This window comes from Mycobacterium haemophilum DSM 44634 (genome assembly GCF_000340435.2).
Taxonomy (GTDB): domain Bacteria; phylum Actinomycetota; class Actinomycetes; order Mycobacteriales; family Mycobacteriaceae; genus Mycobacterium; species Mycobacterium haemophilum.
Window position 1 is genome coordinate 3284542 of sequence record NZ_CP011883.2, and the last position, 18593, is coordinate 3303134.

18 protein-coding genes, 1 tRNA gene and 1 pseudogene are annotated in these 18593 nt (G+C 63.5%); 11 read left to right on the forward strand and 9 right to left on the reverse strand.

From position 1 onward, the window contains the following. The first annotated feature begins 4 nt into the window (after window positions 1-4). Both B586_RS15330 and B586_RS15335 read left to right on the forward strand, forming a co-directional pair. Window positions 5-778: an enoyl-CoA hydratase gene (locus B586_RS15330; RefSeq protein WP_054879503.1), complete on the forward strand. Its 774-nt coding sequence runs from the start codon at window positions 5-7 to the stop codon at window positions 776-778. Beyond that, on the forward strand, window positions 775-2550 hold the full coding sequence (locus tag B586_RS15335) for an alpha/beta hydrolase (RefSeq protein ID WP_054879502.1): 1776 nt from the start codon (window positions 775-777) through the stop codon (window positions 2548-2550). The genes B586_RS15330 and B586_RS15335 overlap by 4 nt, the downstream gene beginning before the upstream one ends. Before the next feature lie 68 nt (window positions 2551-2618). Here the strand turns inward: B586_RS15335 and B586_RS15340 are convergent, their stop codons facing one another. Both B586_RS15340 and B586_RS15345 read right to left on the reverse strand, forming a co-directional pair. Continuing rightward, on the reverse strand, window positions 2619-3002 hold the full coding sequence (locus B586_RS15340; RefSeq protein ID WP_047316057.1) for a rhodanese-like domain-containing protein: 384 nt from the start codon (window positions 3000-3002) through the stop codon (window positions 2619-2621). Next, window positions 3002-3586, reverse strand: a complete 585-nt coding sequence (locus B586_RS15345) for a cysteine dioxygenase (RefSeq protein ID WP_082129595.1) — start codon at window positions 3584-3586, stop codon at window positions 3002-3004. The genes B586_RS15340 and B586_RS15345 overlap by 1 nt, the downstream gene beginning before the upstream one ends. 113 nt (window positions 3587-3699) lie before the next feature. Here B586_RS15345 and B586_RS15350 point away from each other — a divergent pair, with 113 nt between their 5' ends. Continuing rightward, window positions 3700-4131: a lipoprotein LpqV gene (locus B586_RS15350; RefSeq protein ID WP_270049162.1), complete on the forward strand. Its 432-nt coding sequence runs from the start codon at window positions 3700-3702 to the stop codon at window positions 4129-4131. 116 nt (window positions 4132-4247) lie between these two features. Further along, window positions 4248-5294: a patatin family protein gene (locus B586_RS15355; RefSeq protein WP_054879500.1), complete on the forward strand. Its 1047-nt coding sequence runs from the start codon at window positions 4248-4250 to the stop codon at window positions 5292-5294. Between the two features lie 22 nt (window positions 5295-5316). On the opposite strand, the gene B586_RS15360 is transcribed toward B586_RS15355, so the two are convergent. The 6 genes and pseudogenes from B586_RS15360 to B586_RS15380 all read right to left on the reverse strand — a co-directional run bounded on the left by B586_RS15360 (window position 5317) and on the right by B586_RS15380 (window position 11586). Beyond that, a complete protein-coding gene (locus B586_RS15360; protein WP_054879499.1) occupies window positions 5317-6375 on the reverse strand; it encodes an NAD(P)H-dependent amine dehydrogenase family protein in 1059 nt (352 codons plus the stop codon). 49 nt (window positions 6376-6424) lie between these two features. Continuing rightward, window positions 6425-8056 (reverse strand): long-chain fatty acid--CoA ligase, encoded by a 1632-nt coding sequence (locus tag B586_RS15365; RefSeq protein ID WP_054879498.1) that lies wholly within the window; start codon window positions 8054-8056, stop codon window positions 6425-6427. Between the two features lie 124 nt (window positions 8057-8180). Then, window positions 8181-9314, reverse strand: a complete 1134-nt coding sequence (locus tag B586_RS15370; RefSeq protein ID WP_054879497.1) for a YncE family protein — start codon at window positions 9312-9314, stop codon at window positions 8181-8183. Between the two features lie 371 nt (window positions 9315-9685). Beyond that, a complete protein-coding gene (locus tag B586_RS21080) occupies window positions 9686-9832 on the reverse strand; it encodes an aromatic-ring hydroxylase C-terminal domain-containing protein (protein ID WP_156406804.1) in 147 nt (48 codons plus the stop codon). Between the two features lie 105 nt (window positions 9833-9937). After that, window positions 9938-10723 (reverse strand): DUF427 domain-containing protein, encoded by a 786-nt coding sequence (locus B586_RS15375; protein ID WP_054879496.1) that lies wholly within the window; start codon window positions 10721-10723, stop codon window positions 9938-9940. Between the two features lie 177 nt (window positions 10724-10900). Next, window positions 10901-11586: pseudogene (locus B586_RS15380) on the reverse strand (hypothetical protein). A gap of 185 nt (window positions 11587-11771) precedes the next feature. Here B586_RS15380 and B586_RS15385 point away from each other — a divergent pair. Next, window positions 11772-12329 carry a GNAT family N-acetyltransferase gene (locus B586_RS15385; protein WP_054880884.1) on the forward strand — a complete coding sequence of 186 codons (558 nt, stop codon included), beginning with the start codon at window positions 11772-11774 and terminating at the stop codon, window positions 12327-12329. Window positions 12330-12494: 165 nt separating this feature from the next. Here the strand turns inward: B586_RS15385 and B586_RS15390 are convergent. Next, window positions 12495-12568: transfer RNA gene (locus B586_RS15390), tRNA-Leu, on the reverse strand. A gap of 357 nt (window positions 12569-12925) precedes the next feature. Here B586_RS15390 and B586_RS15395 point away from each other — a divergent pair. From B586_RS15395 to B586_RS15420, 6 genes are all read left to right on the forward strand, one after another. After that, entirely contained in the window at window positions 12926-13792 is an 867-nt protein-coding gene (locus tag B586_RS15395) for a PPE family protein, SVP subgroup (RefSeq protein ID WP_047316064.1), read from the forward strand. A gap of 64 nt (window positions 13793-13856) precedes the next feature. Beyond that, complete coding sequence (locus B586_RS15400; protein ID WP_047316065.1) at window positions 13857-15062, forward strand: PPE family protein; 1206 nt, start codon at window positions 13857-13859, stop codon at window positions 15060-15062. Window positions 15063-15211: 149 nt separating this feature from the next. Continuing rightward, a complete protein-coding gene (locus B586_RS15405) occupies window positions 15212-15508 on the forward strand; it encodes a WXG100 family type VII secretion target (RefSeq protein WP_047316066.1) in 297 nt (98 codons plus the stop codon). Window positions 15509-15559: 51 nt separating this feature from the next. Next, on the forward strand, window positions 15560-15844 hold the full coding sequence (locus tag B586_RS15410) for a WXG100 family type VII secretion target (protein ID WP_047316067.1): 285 nt from the start codon (window positions 15560-15562) through the stop codon (window positions 15842-15844). Between the two features lie 222 nt (window positions 15845-16066). Further along, on the forward strand, window positions 16067-16840 hold the full coding sequence (locus B586_RS15415) for a response regulator transcription factor (protein ID WP_047316068.1): 774 nt from the start codon (window positions 16067-16069) through the stop codon (window positions 16838-16840). Between the two features lie 18 nt (window positions 16841-16858). Then, on the forward strand, window positions 16859-18382 hold the full coding sequence (locus B586_RS15420; protein ID WP_054879495.1) for a sensor histidine kinase: 1524 nt from the start codon (window positions 16859-16861) through the stop codon (window positions 18380-18382). The last annotated feature ends 211 nt before the right edge of the window (window positions 18383-18593 follow it).

Genomic DNA, 18593 nt, shown 5'->3' on the forward strand with positions numbered 1-18593 from the left:
ACACATGACGTACGACACCATCCTCGTCGAGCGCGATCAGCGAGTTGGCATCATCACACTGAACAGGCCACAAGCCCTGAACGCGCTAAACAGCCAAGTAATGAACGAAGTCACCAGTGCAGCAACAGAATTAGACAACGATCCGGACATTGGGGCGATCCTCATTACTGGTTCGCCCAAGGCGTTCGCCGCCGGCGCCGACATCAAGGAGATGGCCAGCCTCACGTTCGCCGACGCATTCGACGCTGATTTCTTCGCCGCCTGGGGCAAGCTGGCCGCCGTGCGCACCCCGACGATCGCCGCAGTGGCCGGATACGCACTCGGCGGTGGCTGCGAGCTGGCGATGATGTGCGATCTGCTGATCGCCGCCGACACAGCGAAATTCGGTCAGCCAGAGATCAAACTCGGCGTGCTGCCGGGCATGGGCGGCTCGCAGCGTCTGACCCGAGCGATCGGCAAGGCCAAAGCAATGGACCTGATCCTGACCGGCCGCACCATCGACGCGGCCGAAGCTGAACGCAGCGGCCTGGTTTCGCGGGTGGTGCCGGCCGACGATTTGCTGACCGAGGCCAAAGCCGTCGCCGCCACCATTTCGCAAATGTCACGGTCAGCGGCCCGGATGGCCAAGGAAGCAATCAATCGAGCCTTCGAATCCACGCTGACTGAAGGACTGCTCTACGAACGCCGGCTCTTCCATTCGACCTTCGCGACTGACGACCAGTCCGAAGGAATGGCGGCCTTCATCGAGAAACGCGCTCCTCAGTTCGCCCACCGATGAGCGAAACAGGTGCTGCGGCAACCGCCGCTGGCGACGAATCGGTCGACAGCGAATCAGCCGTCGACACTGAGGAATCCGCCGACGCTAACGCTCCCGCTGAACCCACCGAAACCACGATGCCGGTGCCGCAACCAACCCGCAGTGCCTGGTGGGCTCGCCACTACACTTTCACCGGGACCGCGGTTGGCCTGATTTTCATCTGGTTTTCGATGACGCCGTCGCTGCTGCCGCGCGGTCCGCTGTTCCAAGGGCTGGTCAGCGGTTGCTCCGGCGCGATCGGCTATGGCTTTGGTGTCTTTGGCGTCTGGCTGGTCCGCTACATGCGCGCTCAGGACTCTAGCCCGTCCGCGCCGCGCTGGGCCTGGCTGGCGCTCATCGGGATCAGCCCGGTCGGGCTGGCCGTGATGGCGATCTGGTTCCACCTCTGGCAAGACCAGGTCCGCGACCTGATGGGCGTGGAACACCTGGAATGGTACGACTACCCGCTGACCGCAGGGCTGTCGCTGGTGGTGCTGTTCACCCTGGTCGAAATCGGCCAGATGATCCGCAAACTCGTCAGTTTCCTTGTGGGACAGGTCGATCGGATAGCACCGTTTCGCGTGTCAGCGACCATCGTGGTGGCCCTGCTCGTGGTGCTGACGATCACGTTGCTCAACGGTGTCGTCATCAAAGTCATGATGCGCACCTTGAACAACACCTTCGCCTCGGTCAACAACGAGGTGAATCCCGATACCGCGCCACCGAAATCCCGGCTGCGATCAGGTGGCCCAGAATCGCTGGTGTCGTGGGAGTCGCTGGGCCATCAAGGCCGAATTTTCGTGGAGGCCGGCCCAACCGTCGACCAACTCGCGGCGTTCAACGCAACCCCGGCCATCGAGCCGATCCGTGCCTACGCGGGACTGGACTCCGCGGACGGCATCTCGGCGACCGCGGAGTTGGCGGCGCGCGAGCTGCAACGGACCGGCGGATTGCAGCGCGCTGTCGTCGCGGTCGCAACGACCACCGGAACCGGGTGGATCAACGAGGCCGAAGCCGACGCGCTGGAGTACATGTACAACGGCAACACCGCGATCGTGAGCATGCAGTATTCGTTTTTGCCCAGCTGGCTGTCGTTCCTGGTGGACAAGGAGAACGCCCGGCGCGCCGGCCAGGCACTCTTTGAAGCGGTTGACAAACTGGTCCGACAAATGCCGGAAGCGCAGCGGCCCAAGCTGGTCGTGTTCGGCGAAAGTCTGGGATCGTTCGGTGGCGAGGCGCCGTTCATGAGCCTCAACAACGTCGTCGCCCGCACCGACGGTGCATTGTTTTCCGGACCGACGTTCAACAACACCATCTGGACCCAACTGACCGAGACCCGCGATCGTGGTTCACCGGAGTGGCTGCCCATCTACGACGACGGTCATAACGTCCGGTTCGTTGCCCGCCCAAGCAATCTGGAGCGCCCGAACGCACCGTGGGGCAGACCGAAGGTGGTGTACCTGCAGCACGCCTCCGACCCGATCGCGTGGTGGACTCCCAACCTACTTTTCTCCAGACCGGACTGGCTGCAAGAAAAGCGGGGCTACGACGTGCTGCCCCAGACGCAATGGATCCCGGTGGTCACTTTCCTGCAGGTCTCTGCCGACATGGCGGTCGCCGTCGAGGTGCCCGACGGGCATGGCCACCACTATGTCGCCGACGTCGCCAACGGTTGGGCCGCGGTGTTGTCGCCGCCCGGCTGGACACCGCAGAAAACTGACCGGTTGCGGCAGCTGCTGCACGGCAACAATTAATCCCTCGCGAACGTGCGTGTCCGTACGACGACACGCCGCGTGGACCGGCATTCTCCGCACGCTCGCGGCTATCTCCCTAGCGAAGCCAGCACGTCGGCGGCCGCCAGCGCGTGGTAGCCGCCGACGACATCAGTGGCGCGGTGCAGCCCCAAGTCCAGCAACGCCGCCGCCGCCAGGCTCGAGGTGTAGCCCTGCGAGCACACGATCACCCACTCAACGTCGTCATCGACGGCCTGCGGCAGCCGGGCGTCACTGGTCGGGTCACACCGCCATTCCAGGACATTACGTTCGATCACCAGCGCCCCCGGCACCTCGCCCTCACGAGCGCGCTGTGTCTGCGGCCGGATGTCCACGAGCGCCGCGCCGCGCCGCACCGCATCGACCACCTCGACGGCGGGAAGCCGGCGATACCGGCCGCGGGCGGTTTCCAATACCCGATCGATCCGGCTCATCACTGCCCCTCAGGCTGGTCGGTGAGTTCGGTGCGCTGGCGGCGCAACATGTTGCGTTCGGTGACCTCGTAGTACGACATCGCGGTCAGCGGTGGCGAATAGGCATGCACGCTCAGGGTCGGCTGCACCGGCCGCGTGCTATTGACCGTACGTGCCCGCCCGGCAACCGGCTGCGGCGCCCACACCACGTCGTGCACCCAGCCCAGCGGGAAGCCGGCCTGATCGCCAGCATCGAGCCGGCGGCGGCGCAACCGCCGGCCGTCCCAGCGGAATTCGTTGAGCGACCCGGACAACACTGTCAGCGCACCGAGTGACCCGCCGTGGTCGTGCAATTCGGTCGCGTGACCGGGGACCCAGCTGATCAGCCAGATGTCGAGCTCTTCGTCGCCATGGATGCGGGTGAACCAGCGCTGCGTTTCCGGGACACCGGCGTCAGGCAGCAGGTGGTCACACCGCCCGCTCATGACGTCGTCGGCGGCTTGGTCGGTGGCGTTCAGCAGGTCGGGCACCCGTAGTCGGGTGGGCCCCGAGGACGGGATCGTCAGCGCGCGCGGCGCAACAGCGGCGTCAGAAGGTAACGACATTGGGAGAGCTCCAGGGTGATGGGATCGGGCAAGTGGCGACGCGTTAGGGCCGACAACACTCACAAAATCCGATGCGCTCCATCACAGCTGCCAGTGTTGCATAGATTGACATCGTGCGCTGGTGTCGTCGCCGCTCCCTGTTGCGCGGCATGGTCGTTCTCGCGGCCGGTGTGGTCGGTTTGTCCGGGGTCCTGGGTTGCTCGCATAGTGCCGGTAGCGGCACGGTCACCTCGTCGTCAGCGGGGCTGAGCTCAGTGGTGCCGAGCCCCGTCGGTGTCTCCCCCGCCGGCGTAACGACCAGGGTCGACGTCCCAGCAGACTCGACCGAGGAGGAGTATTTCCAGGCCTGTCACGCCGCAAAACTGTGGATGGATGCCCAGCACAGGACCGGTGAGTCGCTGGTCGAGCCGTACCTGGCCATGGTTCAGCAGTCGCCATCGGGTAGTGCGGGCAGCTGGCATACTCGGTGGGCAGATCTGAACCTGGCCCGGCAAGCGGCGGTGATTACCGCCGCGCGCGCTGCCGCCAACCACGAATGCGGGTGACGGTCAGGCCCGCCACGGGCAGCTGCGCGGCAATCGCAATCGGCAATTGAGATCACGGGTGCATGAAATTGCCGACCCGGGCGATGATGCTGCGTTCAGCCCCGCAAAATGAATAGGTGCCCGATGAACCTGGTGGAGTGGCCGCGCGCTCGCGCGCGTCGACACCGACTCGGGTTGGACTGGCCCTGGGTAGCGGCGGGGCCCGCGGCTATGCCCACATTGGGGTGATCGAGGCGCTGCGGGAGCGCGGCTACGACATCGTCGGGATCGCCGGGTCGTCGATGGGTGCGCTGGTCGGCGGTGTACACGCGGCCGGACGACTCGACGCGCTCGCGGAATGGGCGAGGTCCCTGACACAGCGGACCATTCTGCGGCTATTGGACCCGTCCATCAGCGCGGCTGGGGTGCTGCGCGCTGAGAAAATCCTGGACGCGGTCCGCGACATCCTGGGTCCGGTCACCATCGAGCAACTTTCCATCCCGTTCACCGCCGTCGCGACCGACCTGTTGGCCGGCAAGTCGGTGTGGTTTCAGCGCGGCCCGGTCGACGAAGCCATCCGGGCGTCCATCGCGATACCCGGGGTGATTGCCCCGCATGCCGTCGGCGGACGGCTACTCGCCGACGGCGGCATCCTGGATCCGCTACCAATGGCACCGATCGCCGCGGTCAACGCTGAGCTAACCATCGCGGTGAGCCTCAACGGCAGTGACGTCAACGACGACCGCCAAGCGGAGCCGGGCGTCACCACCGAGTGGTTGAACCGCATGTTGCGCAGCACTTCTGCCCTGCTCGACACGACCGCTGCCCGGTCGCTGCTAGACCGGCCGACAGCGCGCGCGGTGCTCAGCCGGTTCGGCGCGTCAGTCCCGGAATCGGAGACGTGGTCAGAAAGCCCTGGTGTGGAACCGCCCGAAATTCCCAAACTAGGCAGCTTCGACGTGATGAATCGGACAATCGACATCGCCCAATCCGCGCTGGCGCGCCATACGCTGGCGGCCTACCCACCCGACGTGCTGATCGAAGTACCCCGCTCGACGTGCCGGGGCCTGGAATTTCACCGGGCGGCGGACGTGATTGCCGTGGGCCGAGCGCTGGCCACGCGTGCACTGGACGCCCTGGACACCGACGCGGGTAAAACTGTCCGGCCCGGGATCGAGGACTAGTCGGCCGGCAGTCAGATCACATTCAGCGCGCCAGCCGTGGGGCGGCCCGGCCAGTGATCAGCGGCAAATCGAAGAAGCTCTGAATACCCGCAGGAGCGGCACACGTAGCAGGGATCGCGTTGACACAGTGCGCTGCGGTAGCCACGATCCCGGGATTGCTCTGCAATCCCGCCGCCACACTTTGCGGATGCCATCCCTTGATCGTCACAAACGCGTCCGGATTTCCGCGTAACTCGATCTCGTAGCGTGTCCCTGAAGGACCGAAAGACCAAGGTGGATCAAGGTTTTCCGACCCCATCAGCCAGTTCACGATGACCGCAACGACCACTGTGTCGCCCACCAACGCCTCCCAGCGGAAGCGGCGCCCGGCGACCTGTCCGGGCTCGATTACCCCAATCGGCGAGTCGATCGGCGCCGTTGCGACGGCTACCTCCTGCGACGCGCGGATCTCGGGATCGGCGGCAAAGCCCAACCGATCAACGCACAGCCGGACCGATTGACGAAAGCCCCCGTTGAGCAGGTTTTGCATCGGTCCGGTTAACGCACTATCCGGCGTCCCACCGAAACCCATCACATAGCGCAACACATCCGGGGCGCCATAGCTGCGGAGATCTGAAAACTCTTCGGAACGAACGAAAGTCACACCGGTAGACATCACCGATAACAGCAGCGGGAACAGCTCGGTGGCCGCCCCTGGCCCGATGCCGGCGCCGTGCAGGGTCGCATTGCCGGCCTGCGCGGCGATTTCTAGCGGCGCGGCTTCCTTTTCGCTCGGATAAAACCAGCCGAGTGGGGTGACGACGTTCTTGCCGGCGCGCAGCAGCGCGGCGACCTCATCGACGCTGGGCAACAACGGTGCATAGATGACCGCGTCGGCATCCAGCGCGAGCACCTCGTCGACATTGTTGGTCGTGGTCACCCCGAGCGGCGACGTGCCAATGATCTCGCCAACGTCTTTGCCGCTCTTGGCCTCGGAATACACCCAGCAGCCCACAAGTTCGAGCTCGGGATGATCTAACACACCTTTGATCGCCGCCACCCCAACCGACCCCGTTGCCCATTGAACGACCCGCAGGCTCATGTCCCTCATCTTGCCCGGGACCGGAGTTAAGGCCAACCCTTTAGTCCCTTTAGTCGCGTACCTCGATGACCTGGTAGACATCCTCGGCGTAACGGGACCGGATGGCCTTTTTGTCGTACTTGCCAACGCTGGTGCGCGGAATCGCGTCCGCAAAGGCCCATCGTTCGGGCAGCCACCACCGAACGACCTTGCCCGCGAGGAACATTCGCAGCTCGCCGGCGCTGACCGACGCGCCTTCGTTGAGCACCACGACCGCGAGCGGTCGTTCCTGCCAGCGCTCGTCGGGAACTCCGACAACCGCGGCCTCGAGCACGTCCGGGTGCGCGATCAGGCAGTTCTCCAACTCGACCGACGAGATCCATTCCCCACCGGACTTGATGACGTCTTTGGCCCGATCAGTCAACGTGACAAAGCGCCGCTCATCAACGGTCCCGACGTCGCCGGTGCGCAGCCAACCGGAGGCAAACTTGGACTCGTCGCGCCCCAGATAATAGGAGCCCGCAATCCACGGGCCACGAACTTCCACTTCACCCACGGCGTTGCCGTCGTTGGGCAGCACCGCACCGTCGTCGTCGACGATTCGGGCTTCCACTCCGCAGACCGGTTGGCCTTGCGTCCCACGGTAGGCCCAGTACTGGTCCTGCGGGGTTCCTGGCGGTGGCCACGCCATGGTCGCCAGTGGCGATGTTTCCGTCATGCCCCACAGCTGCCGAATCTGGACGCCGTGTCGTTCTTCGAAGGTGCGCATCAGCGATACCGGAACGGCCGAGCCGCCGCAGACCACCAGCCGCAACGAGGACATGTCGTGGTCCGGGTCTTTCTCCAGGTAGTGCATGACGTCGTTCCAGATGGTCGGCACCGCGGCCGCGACCGTGGGCCGCAGCGTGTCCACCATGTCGATCAGAGAGGCAGGGTCAAGGTGGCAATCGGGTAACACGAGGTCGGCGCCTGCCATCAACGCCGCATACGGCAACCCCCACCCGTTGGCGTGGAACATCGGCACGATCGGCAGCACGTTATCGCTGGAGCCGAGCCCCAAACCGTTGGCCGTGCACGCCGCCATGGTGTGCAGGTAGCTCGAACGATGGCTGTAGACAACACCTTTGGGGTTGCCGGTGGTGCCGCTGGTGTAGCACATAGCGGCCGCGGAATTCTCATCGAGCTGCGGCCAGTCGAACTCGGGGGACTCGGCGTCAATCAATTCGGCGTACCGCAGCACGGTCTTGCCCGATTCGGCCAGCGGCGCGATGTCTTGATCCCCGACTGCGATCACGGTGTGCACGGTGTCGAGGCTGGGCAGGATAGGCCCCAGTAAGGGGGCTAACGACAAGTCGACCAGGATGACCTGGTCTTCGGCCTCATTGGCGACAAAGGCGATCTGTTCGGGGAAGAGCCGGATATTGAGGGTGTGCAGCACCGCACCCATCGCCGGAACCGCGAGATAAGTCGTCAGATGTTCAGCGTTGTTCCACATGAACGTCGCAACCCGCTGGTCTCCGGTAATGCCAATGCGGCGCAACGCATTTGCCAATTGGGCGGCTTGTTGGCCCACTTCACGGTAGCTGCTGCGCCGGTATCCGGCACCTGTCGCAGTGGTCACCGTCCGCGCCCCGTGCACACCGCAGCCATGCCGCAGTATTGCGGTGAGCGTCAACGGGACGTCCTGCATCGTGCTGTACATCGAAATATCGCCTCATGGGTCTCGGCATTCGGTGGGCGAATGTTATCGCCGTGCGGCCGCGTGCGAAACGGGTCCCCCGCGATGGGCGTTTTCGCGTCGGCCGACTCGGTGTCGCGTCGCCGGGTTAAGCAAGTGCCGCCTCGTAGGCCAGCGACTCGGGCACCGTCCACTCGGCGGCGGCGGCGCACATCAGTGGCCCGCTGGCAAAACCCGACCCGGTGGCCGAGGCAACCGGTATCACAATGACCGCACCGGAATGGTCGGCGATGTACAGGTATGTTCCGTCCGAACTTTCGCTTACGCATGACGGCGGCTCGGCCAGCAGCACGGCGCCGATGACGTCGTGGGTCAGCGTGCACAGCACCGTGACGCTGTCGTCGCTGACCAGGTAGGCACGCTCACCGTCGCCGCTGAGCGTCAACCCGGTGAGAAGGCCCCCGATCTCGCCGACCTTGCGGGTGCCGATGATCGTGTTGGTTCGGGTGTCGACGAAGTCGACCACCGCACCGAACTGAGGGTCGCAACTGGCGACATAGGCGATGGAGCCGTTGGGGCTGACCGCGACGTCACGGATCGGCAATCCGATCTCAATGGCGTCCATGACGCCCAAGCCCGGTTGCCTAGTTTTCCCGCGTAACCGCGGCAAGTGCCCCTGGCGCCAGCGCGGAGGTCGGCCCGCGTCGTCATCGGTCGGTGCGTGCGGGGCCATCACCACCAGCCACCCGCCGGCCGGCCCGTTGGTGCCGACATACAACCGACCTCCGTCAGCGCTGACGCACAGGCATGCGGTGGTGGTTCCCGGCGCTCCAGCTGGTCCAGCAATGTCGATCACCTGCAGGCGGTCCGTTGCCGTGTCCAGCACCACGACGTCAGCACTATCGGCACCGTTTCGGCTGGCGTAAACGTAATGACCGTCGGCGCTGACCACCAGGTCGCTCACACTGAGCGCGAGTGGATGAGACGCAATGACCGTGTTGGTGGACAAATCGATGACGCCGATCGAGTCATACGCCGTAGAGACCGCGCTGACGTACGCCCGATTCGCCTGCACGCCGCCTATGGCGATCGCGAACGGCTCGTCGAGGCCAGCGATAGTCTCGAGGACCCGGCAGGTACCGGTGTCGATGACCGAGACCGTGTTGCGGCCGTAGTTGGTGACCAGCAGGCGGCTGCCATCGGGGCTGGCGGCGATGCCGCTGATCGGACCGTTGTTGACGGGAATCCTTACCACGCCGGTCACACCGCTGCCTGGGCTCATGCTGACACCGCCTTTGCCGTGTTGGTCTGATCGCGGGCGACACTCAGCGCCGCATCACCGTCCGGTGCCGACCCCTGAGATTAGCCGCGATTAACCGAGGTTAAAGGCAGCCTACGCACCGAATTCCGAGCAAAAAGAATTCATACAGAACGTTTGTTAGCTACATCACATTAACCGCTCAGGCTGCGTTCATGCTGCCATTTTAAACAATACCAACGTTTCACAAACAGCAAATCGTCATAACTTATTTACCAGCTAACTATGGACATAAGCAAACCACTTAGTCGGGTATTAAGGTAAGAAATTCTCAGCATTGCCGACACCGAGAGGTAAATATCACACTGCGCCGATCAGGCACGTAGCTATCGGAGTTATTGCGGAAAGTTCACCCGCGGAACACCGAACCAGCGAACAATCGCGCTACGTAACAAATCAACGTCAGAGAACGCAGCCTGGTCGGTGGCCCAGGCGACATCACCGTCCGGTCGGATCAACAGCGCGCCGGCAGGGTGCTGCACCCATGCAAGGCTTGACGATCGCGGGTGAAACTGGCCGCACAGTCGCGCTCCAGCGGGCGGCTGGCCGCACGCTGGAGCATCCGCGCGACGAACACCGGCCAGCGACTAGCTGAACTGGGTGCGCGGTCGCAGCAGGGCCATACCGTCGACAATGATGTCGAGCTTCTCGTTGTAGAACGCCACCAGGCTGGCGATCGGCGCGACGGCGGGTAGCGGATAGTGGTACGTCCACGCCAGGTCCGGATGCACGGTGTCTCCCACGCCCACCGACCAATAACCCGATGTGGTTCCCTTGTACGGGCACAACGTCTGCGTCGAGCTGGGTTCTAAATGCTCGAAGGCGACATCGGCCGGGTCGATGTAATACCTTGTGGGTAAACCTGTTTCGAACAGCAGCACAGGAGACCGGGTATCGGCGAGGACGACGCCGTCCAGCTCCACCCGGACGTGGCGGTGCGAGCGCAGCGCGTCGACCCGCGAATACGGGTTGCGTGGGTGACCATAGATCGGCTCGTCCTCCTCGAACCACCGCAGCCGATCCCAGTCGAATCGCACGGTGCCCGCGACGGGACCGTCACCATCGACGTCAAACACTCGCGCGGCTGACTGGTGGGTCTGGCCTGCTCCGACCAGCGAGTGCAGCCGCGACGGCCCCAACTGCACCCGCTGCGGGTGGTTCTCGTCGCGCAGGAACTCCGCGCGAACATCCGCCAGCGGGATGTAGTACTGCGGATAGTAGGGCACCTCCCACACGTAACGCGCCGCGATGGTGTCGAAGACCAGCGCGGAGCCAAGATAGCCACGAACCCGACGCGGCGCGGGCTCGATCCTTCCTCGCGCGGCGGCCATTTGGGGGTAGTTGTGTCCCCCAAAATAGATGTCGGTGCTCATATGTCACCTCCTGATGCTTGGCAGCCAGGCCGGGGCATCTCTCGATTTGGTTGCGGCCGTGACCGGTGCTGGTCACAACGAAATGCGGAGCGGGTGCGGATACAAGGGTGGCTAGGTCGGGTGTGCCCCGCCGCAACCAATCTATCCGAGCTGCGGCGCGACGGACCGGGTCCTTGTCTAGTGCCGCCGCTCACGCACCTTGTAGGTCGACGGCCACGACTTTCGGGACTCGTCTCCGGTCAGCGGTGTTCCCAACGCTCCGACTTTCACGTCGTAGGCCTCTTTACCTGCGCCGACTTCGCGGTTGGCGTGTTCCTGCGCGAGGTAATACAGCTCATCGATGGTGGCTTCGTCGTAGGCGACGAACGAGGTTTCCCGGGCGATGTCGTCGACCCCGACCAGCATCCGGTCGAGCAGGAACCGCGACGCTAGCGCCGTCACACCCAGCAGCGAGAACGGAATGACCCAGTAGCAGACGACGGACAACGGAGTCTTGGCGTCCAGAATGGTGGCCTTCCGGGCGAACAGCTGGGTCTTGACCACGTCGTCAGGCTGCTCCGCGGCCGCGAAGTCACGCACGAACAGCTTGCCAGTCAGCTGGCTGAAGAGCCCCACCAGCAAGATCCCGGCGTTGCTCAATGACTGCATCCAGCGCCCCATGAGCGATTCGCTGAGCGCAAATGTCAAAACTACCAATACCAAAAACGTTGCAACAGCTCCGATTTCGAGCGAATTCCGGGGCCTTCCGATCACCACCGCGGCGACAGCGATGACCAGTGCGACCAACACGGCAGCGGCGAAGGGACGTTACCGACCAGCACCCAATAGACGATCCACGGCGCAAAGCCAAACAGCATGCCCACAATGGGTCAGTGTATGGGCATTGGCACCGACCCCGGCGGCAAGGTCTGATGCAACCGGGTTCGCCGCCCAATCGGCCCTACTACCCGTTGCCGGGCAATCGCTTTCACTGACGGAACGACACCGGTTGTCGGTGACCGGGGTTCGCAATGTCCCAACAGACAACCAACCAACTAGCGTAGTGGTCGTGACACAGATTCCCGACGGTATCCACATCCGGCAAGCCGAGCCCGCGGACTATGACAGCGTCGAGAAGATGCACTACCCGAGTTGGCGACAGTCCTACGCCGGAATCCTGGCACCCCATGTGCTTGACATGTTCGGCAGGCAAAACTGGAGCGATGACGAATACATCCACCGGCTAGATCGACCTGGGTGGTCGATGTGGCTTGCCGAGACCCACGGCCAGCTCATCGGCATGAGCATCTTCGGACCGGAGCCCGGGAACCCCGACCATCTCGAAATCGACGCGCTCTATGTCGCGGTGGAAAACCAACGTCAGGGTGTCGGCAGCGCCCTGCTTGACCATGCTCTCCGCTCACAACCCGCAGATGACATCGTCTTGTGGTGCACCGAGAACAATTATCGGGCACGCCGCTTCTACGAGAGCAAGGGCTTCAAGCTCGATGGCCGGGCCTTCACCTGGACACTGATACCTGGTGTCATCGAGGTACCCCAGGTGGGTTACACGCTTTACCGATCAGCGCGGCAAGCCGAAGTTCCCAGAGCAACGCCATGTTTCTGACCTGTTTCCGAAGGGACCGGCCGGTTTGACAGAACGTCGCACCTGCTGCTGGTGCACAGCTGATCGTTGACACCGACTCCCGGAATGCGGGGCCATCGCCGTCGCAGACACGGCCGAGACCGACGCTCATGCTGCGGCACGGCCTTGACCTGCGTGTGTTACCCGTGCCCCCAGTCGGACTCGAACCGACACTTGACGGATTTTAAGTCCGCTGCCTCTGCCAATTGGGCTATGGGGGCCCGGCGGCGAATCTAGCGTGCGGGAGCCGAGTCTGGGACATCGCATCCCCACGCGATGTCACCTCGTTACCCGACGTGCGCCGAAGCCTCGCTTAGCGTAGGACCCGCGCGTCGCGCGCATTAATCGGTGCCTCCGATGGGGAACCAGATCACACCGCCATGTCACCCGACCGGAGCTTGTTAAAACTGCCCGCGTCGGCGTTAAGAAACCGTAAATGCCCATGCCCCTGGCTCTTTCGATCAGGACTGTGGGGACGGGGATCACTGGTCTTACGGCAATTCACAGGGGCCCATACGCAAACACACAGAGTCGGCCCGTCACCTTAAGTCGGCCGCGTCACACTTTAGGAGCAATTGATGTCATTTCTCAAAGCGATACCCGAAGAGTTAGCCGCCGCTGCGACGCAGCTAGCAACAATCGGCAGTTCGCTGACTGCGGAAAACGCGGGCGCTGCAGCCCCGACCACCACCATCGCTCCCGCGGCCGCTGACGAGGTATCGGCCCTGCAGGCGGGGATCTTTGCCACCTACGGCACTCTCTATCAGCAGCTCGCCGCCGAAGCCCAAGCTATTCAAGAGCAATTTGTAAACACCTTAGGGCTCAGCGCCAGTACGTATGGAACCACCGAAGCCGCTAACGCGTCCGCGGCCAGTGTCGGGTCCGGAGGACCCATCGATGCCCTGACCTCACTCGTCAACGGGATGAGCACGATGCTCGGTGGCCCCGTCAACAGCGCCAACGGCAACCCGTTGAGCCTGTCCAGTAACTTGGCAAACTTCATCAGCTATCAGGATGGGAACTGGGCCTCCGCTATGTCGTGCCTGATCGGGATGGCGGGTGGTGGTCTACTTCCGGCTGACGCGAGTGACGCCGCCGGTGCGGCAGCCGGCGCCGCGGACCTCGCTGGAACGACGGGGCCGGCCGGCTCTGGGGTGGCTGGCGCGGGCATCGGCGCGATGCCGGTGGCCGCGGGATTGGGCCAGGCGACCATGGTCGGAAACAAGTTGTCGGTGCCGCCGAGTTGGGTCAGTACCATCCCGGCCTCAAACACCGCGGCGGCGGTCAACACGGTGGGTTGGACGACGGCCGCGCCGCCAGCCGGGTCGGGGACCTTTGTGCCAGGCATGCCCGGGTTAACCTCCGCTGCCCGCAATTCCGCCGGCTTCGGTGCGCCGCGCTACGGCGTCAAACCGATCGTCATGCCAAGGCCGACGAGCGTGTAGGCGCCAACACGGCCAACGCGTTTAGCAAAAAACGAAACTCGGTCACTAGGAACGGGATACCGAAATGGTATTAGATTTTGCAGCTCTACCCCCGGAGATCAACTCCACGCGCATGTACACCGGTGCAGGTGCAGGCCCGATGATGGCCGCCGCGACCGCCTGGAACAACCTTGCCGCGGAATTGAGCACCACAGCCTCCTCATGGGAATCAATCGTCACCAGGCTGACCGACGAGCAATGGACCGGTGCGGGATCGGCGGCAGCCGCGGCCGCGGCCCAACCGTATATGAGCTGGCTGAGCACCACGGCGGCGGCCGCCCAGCAGGCGGCCTCCCAAGCGACGGCGTCGGCGGCCGCTTATGAGGCGGCGTTTATGGCGACCGTGCCCCCGGAGGTGGTCACCGCCAACAGGACGCTGCTGGCCGGTCTGGTAGCGACGAACGTCCTGGGTATCAATACGCCAACAATCATGGCCACCGAAGCTCACTACGCCGAGATGTGGGTCCAAGACGCCACCGCGATGTATACCTACGCGGCCTCCTCGGCGGCGGCCGGGGTGCTTGAACCGCTGACGCCGGCGACGCAGACCACTAACCCGGGTGGGGCGGCCCTGCAAGCTGCCGCAGTTAGCCAGGCTGCGGCGTCCTCCCCAATCCAGGGGTTGGGGTCAGCTCTCTCTAGCCTGCAGAACGCGGTGTCGTTGCTTGCTAACCCGACTGCTCTTGGTTCGAATTTATGGGGCCTTTTACCCCCCGATGTGCAGGCTCTCGGGAATGCAGTCGACGGTCTTTTGGGCACTCCACTGATATTTAATGGCGTCCAGCAGGTCGGTGTCACTGGAGCTTGGGTTGTTGGTACCGCCATTCCGACCGCAGTGTCGCTGGCACACACACTTGGCGCCGCCGCACCAGCAGTTGCCGCTAGTGACGTTGCTGGCGCTGCCGGTGCGGCCACCGCGGGGGAAGCGGCCCTGGTGAACACTTTGGCGCCGACGGGCTTAGGCGGGGCGTTGGCGGCTGGTCTGGGCGAGGCATCCGCGGTCGGCGGTCTATCAGTGCCCGCCAGCTGGTCAGCGGCCACCCCAGTGACCTTGGCTTCCGCTACGGCTCCACTGGAGGGCAGTGGCTGGACCGTTCCCAACGAAGCCGGGCCGGTCACCGGGATGCCGGGGATGCCCGGGATGGCCGCCGCCGCCAAGGGCGCCGGCGCGTATGCCGGGCCGCGGTACGGGTTCAAGCCCATCGTCATGCCCAAACAGGTCATGGTCTGATGCGAAAAAAGGGAAGGATATGTCATGCATTTGAGGCCAGGAGTTAACCGCTAAGCCGTAATCTGGCCGTTATGCGGCTCCCACCGCACCTATCAAACACAAAGAATTTCGACAAACTAAAGGCTTTGAGATCAGGAGAGAGAGACGACATGGCACCACGTTTTATGACCGATCCGCACGCGATGCGGGACATGGCGGGTCGATTTGAGATGCACGCCCAAACGGTCGAGGACGAGGCCCGCAAGATGTGGGCGTCGTCGCTGAACATCGCGGGCGCGGGCTGGAGTGGGACCGCCCAGGCGACCTCCTACGACACCATGGGGCAGATGAATCAGGCGTTTCGCAACATCGTGAACATGCTGCACGGGGTGCGCGACGGCCTAGTTCGCGATGCCAACAACTACGAGCAACAAGAGGAATCCTCGCAGCGCCTCCTGGGCAGCTGATTTCGAAAACTGGCTTCTGCCCAGCACTTTCGACTTAGAAGGAGATCAACAATGACCATTAACTACCAGTTCGGCGACGTCGACGCCCATGGCGCCCTCATCCGCGCCCAAGCCGCATCATTGGAAGCCGAGCATCAAGCCATTGTGCGCGATGTGCTTGCTGCCGGCGACTTTTGGGGCGGCGCCGGTTCGGTAGCTTGCCAGGAGTTCATCACCCAATTGGGTCGCAACTTTCAGGTGATTTACGAGCAAGCCAATGCCCACGGCCAGAAAGTGCAGGCCGCGAGTAGCAGCATGGCCAGCACCGACAGCGCGGTCGGATCCAGCTGGGCCTGACGCCGCCCAACGAAAGGCCCGTACGCCGCTCGGTGTGCGGGCCTTTCGTTGGGTACTGAACACACGCCTCCGCGGACGTGCCCCCTCCATCCGGCCACGTCCTTGCCGAGGCTCGGTTCCAACACCGACCAAGCTGAACAAATCACCGAAACCGCTTTGCGTTCATATTTGAGAATTCTATGAGATCCATGAAAGTCAGATATGCTTCAGACATGAAGGAAAATGACCGCAATGTCGGGATACGTGGGTAGCCAGCGGCCGCGCCAGGCTATTCTCGGGCAGCTGCCCCGCATCCATCGAGCCGACGGAACCCCGATCCGAGTTTTGCTGGTCGACGATGAGCCGGCGCTGACCAACCTGGTAAAGATGGCCTTGCACTACGAAGGCTGGGTGGTCGAAATCGCCCACAACGGACGCGAAGCCTTAGCCAAGTTCGACAAGGTCAGCCCCGACGTACTGGTCCTTGACATCATGCTCCCCGACGTGGACGGACTGCGAATTCTGCAGCGAGTCCGAGAGTCCAACCTGTACACCCCGACGCTGTTCCTGACCGCGCGCGACTCGGTCATGGACCGGGTTACCGGCCTAACCGCAGGCGCCGACGATTACATGACCAAGCCGTTCAGCCTCGAGGAGCTGGTCGCTCGACTCCGTGGGTTGTTGCGGCGCTCCACTCAGCTGACCCCACCCGCCGCCGAGGCTCTCAAGGTCGGCGATTTGCGAGTCGACACCGCAAGCCGCGAAGTCACCCGCGACGGCACGCCGATATCGCTGTCCTCGACCGAGTTCGAACTGCTTCGCTTCCTGATGCGCAATCCCCGCCGAGCGTTGAGCCGCACCGAAATCCTCGACCGGGTCTGGAACTACGACTTCGCTGGGCGCACTAGCATCGTCGACCTATACATCTCTTATTTGAGGAAGAAGGTCGACTCCGGCAGAAAGCCGATGATCCATACCGTCCGCGGTGTTGGATATATGCTGCGGCCACCGGAATAACTCCCGAACGGCCTCCATATGACAACGGACCGAAACCTGCCATCCAGAAACGTTCCATGGTGGCTCCCCCGTTCCTTGCGTCGCCAGTTGCTGTTGGGCGTATTGGCTGTCGTCACCGTCGTGCTGGTAGCTGTCGGCGTCGTCTCGGTGCTGAGCCTGCGCGGGTATGTCACTGCGATGAATGACGCGGCGGTCGCCGAATCCCTGGACGCATTCGATAACGCATACGCGAGATACCGCAACGGCGAACATAGTTCGGCGCATGCCGGCACTCCACCGGTGGCAGAGGCGTTGCTGGAGTTCACCGAACAGACGCCGGGAAACCTGATCGCCGTGCTGCACAACGGCGTTGTGGTCGGCTCGGCAGTCTTCTCCGAAGACCAGCCGCGGCCCGCGCCGCCCGACGTGGTCCGCGCTATCGAAACGCAGATGTGGACCGACGGCCCAGCCCATACCGAAAACCTCGGCAGCCTGGGGCCCTACCGGGTTGACTGCCGGGTGGAAGGATCCGACATCCTTGTCGTCGGTGTGTCGCTTACCCTCGCCAACCAAATCATTGCGCGCAAGAACATCACCACCATCGTTCTTGTGGCTTGTGCGCTACTGGTCACGGCGGCACTCACGGTTTGGGTGGTTGGGTACACGCTTCGCCCGCTGCGCCGGGTCGCCGCGACCGCCGCGGAGGTGGCCGCACTACCACTTACCGGCGATGACGACCGGATCGACGCAAGGGTGCAGCCACAGGATACCGACCCGGACAATGAAGTCGGTATCGTCGGACAGACGCTAAACCGGTTGCTGGACAACGTAGATAGCGCGCTGTCACAGCGCGCCGAGTCCGACTTGCGAATGCGCCAATTCATCACCGACGCCAGCCACGAGCTGCGAACACCGTTGGCTGCGATTCACGGTTATGCCGAACTCACCCGTCAAGATAGTTCGGCGCTGCCGCCAACCACCGAGTACGCCCTGGCCCGCATTGAATCGGAAGCACGACGGATGACGTCGCTCGTTGACCAGCTGCTCCTGCTCTCCCGGTTAGGCGAGGGCGAAGACCTGCAAACCGACGACGTCGACTTGGCCGACCTGGTGGTTACCGCGGTGAACGACGCCGCGGTCGCGGCGCCGACGCACCATTGGATCAATGACCTGCCGGACGAGCCGGTATGGGTCCGCGGGGATCACGCCCGACTCCACCAACTCGTCAGCAATCTGCTCAGCAACGCCCGGATACATACGCCGCCGGGCGTAACGGTCACCACGGGCATCACCCGCCACCGCTGTGACCCCGGTGAGCCATACGCCGAACTGACGGTTGGTAACGATGGGCCCGATATTGACGCCGATGTCCTGCCCCGGCTATTCGAGCGGTTCATCCGCGCGGACAAGTCCCGGGCCAATGGGTTAGGCAATGGATTGGGCCTTGCCATCGTCAGCTCGATCGTCAAGGCGCATCATGGCTCGGTTACCGCCGAGTCCGCTAACGGCCGCACCGTTTTTCGGGTACGGCTTCCGATGATCCATCCGGTTACGGGTACTTAGCCTAGGCCGCTGCGCTCTGGGGCGTTAGCTCCCCGACCTGAAGTTCGGTGAATATTCGCCGAGACTGAAACCATGGTGAGAATATCGGCGTGTCGCCGCAACCTTGTAAGTGTCGCGGTAGCCACAGCCACGGCTCAGTCCGTAAAAATACCGTCAAATGGCGGCTACGTTTGCCCAGCGCGGGGTTAGCGTCATTGCTGCCCCTTGCAGC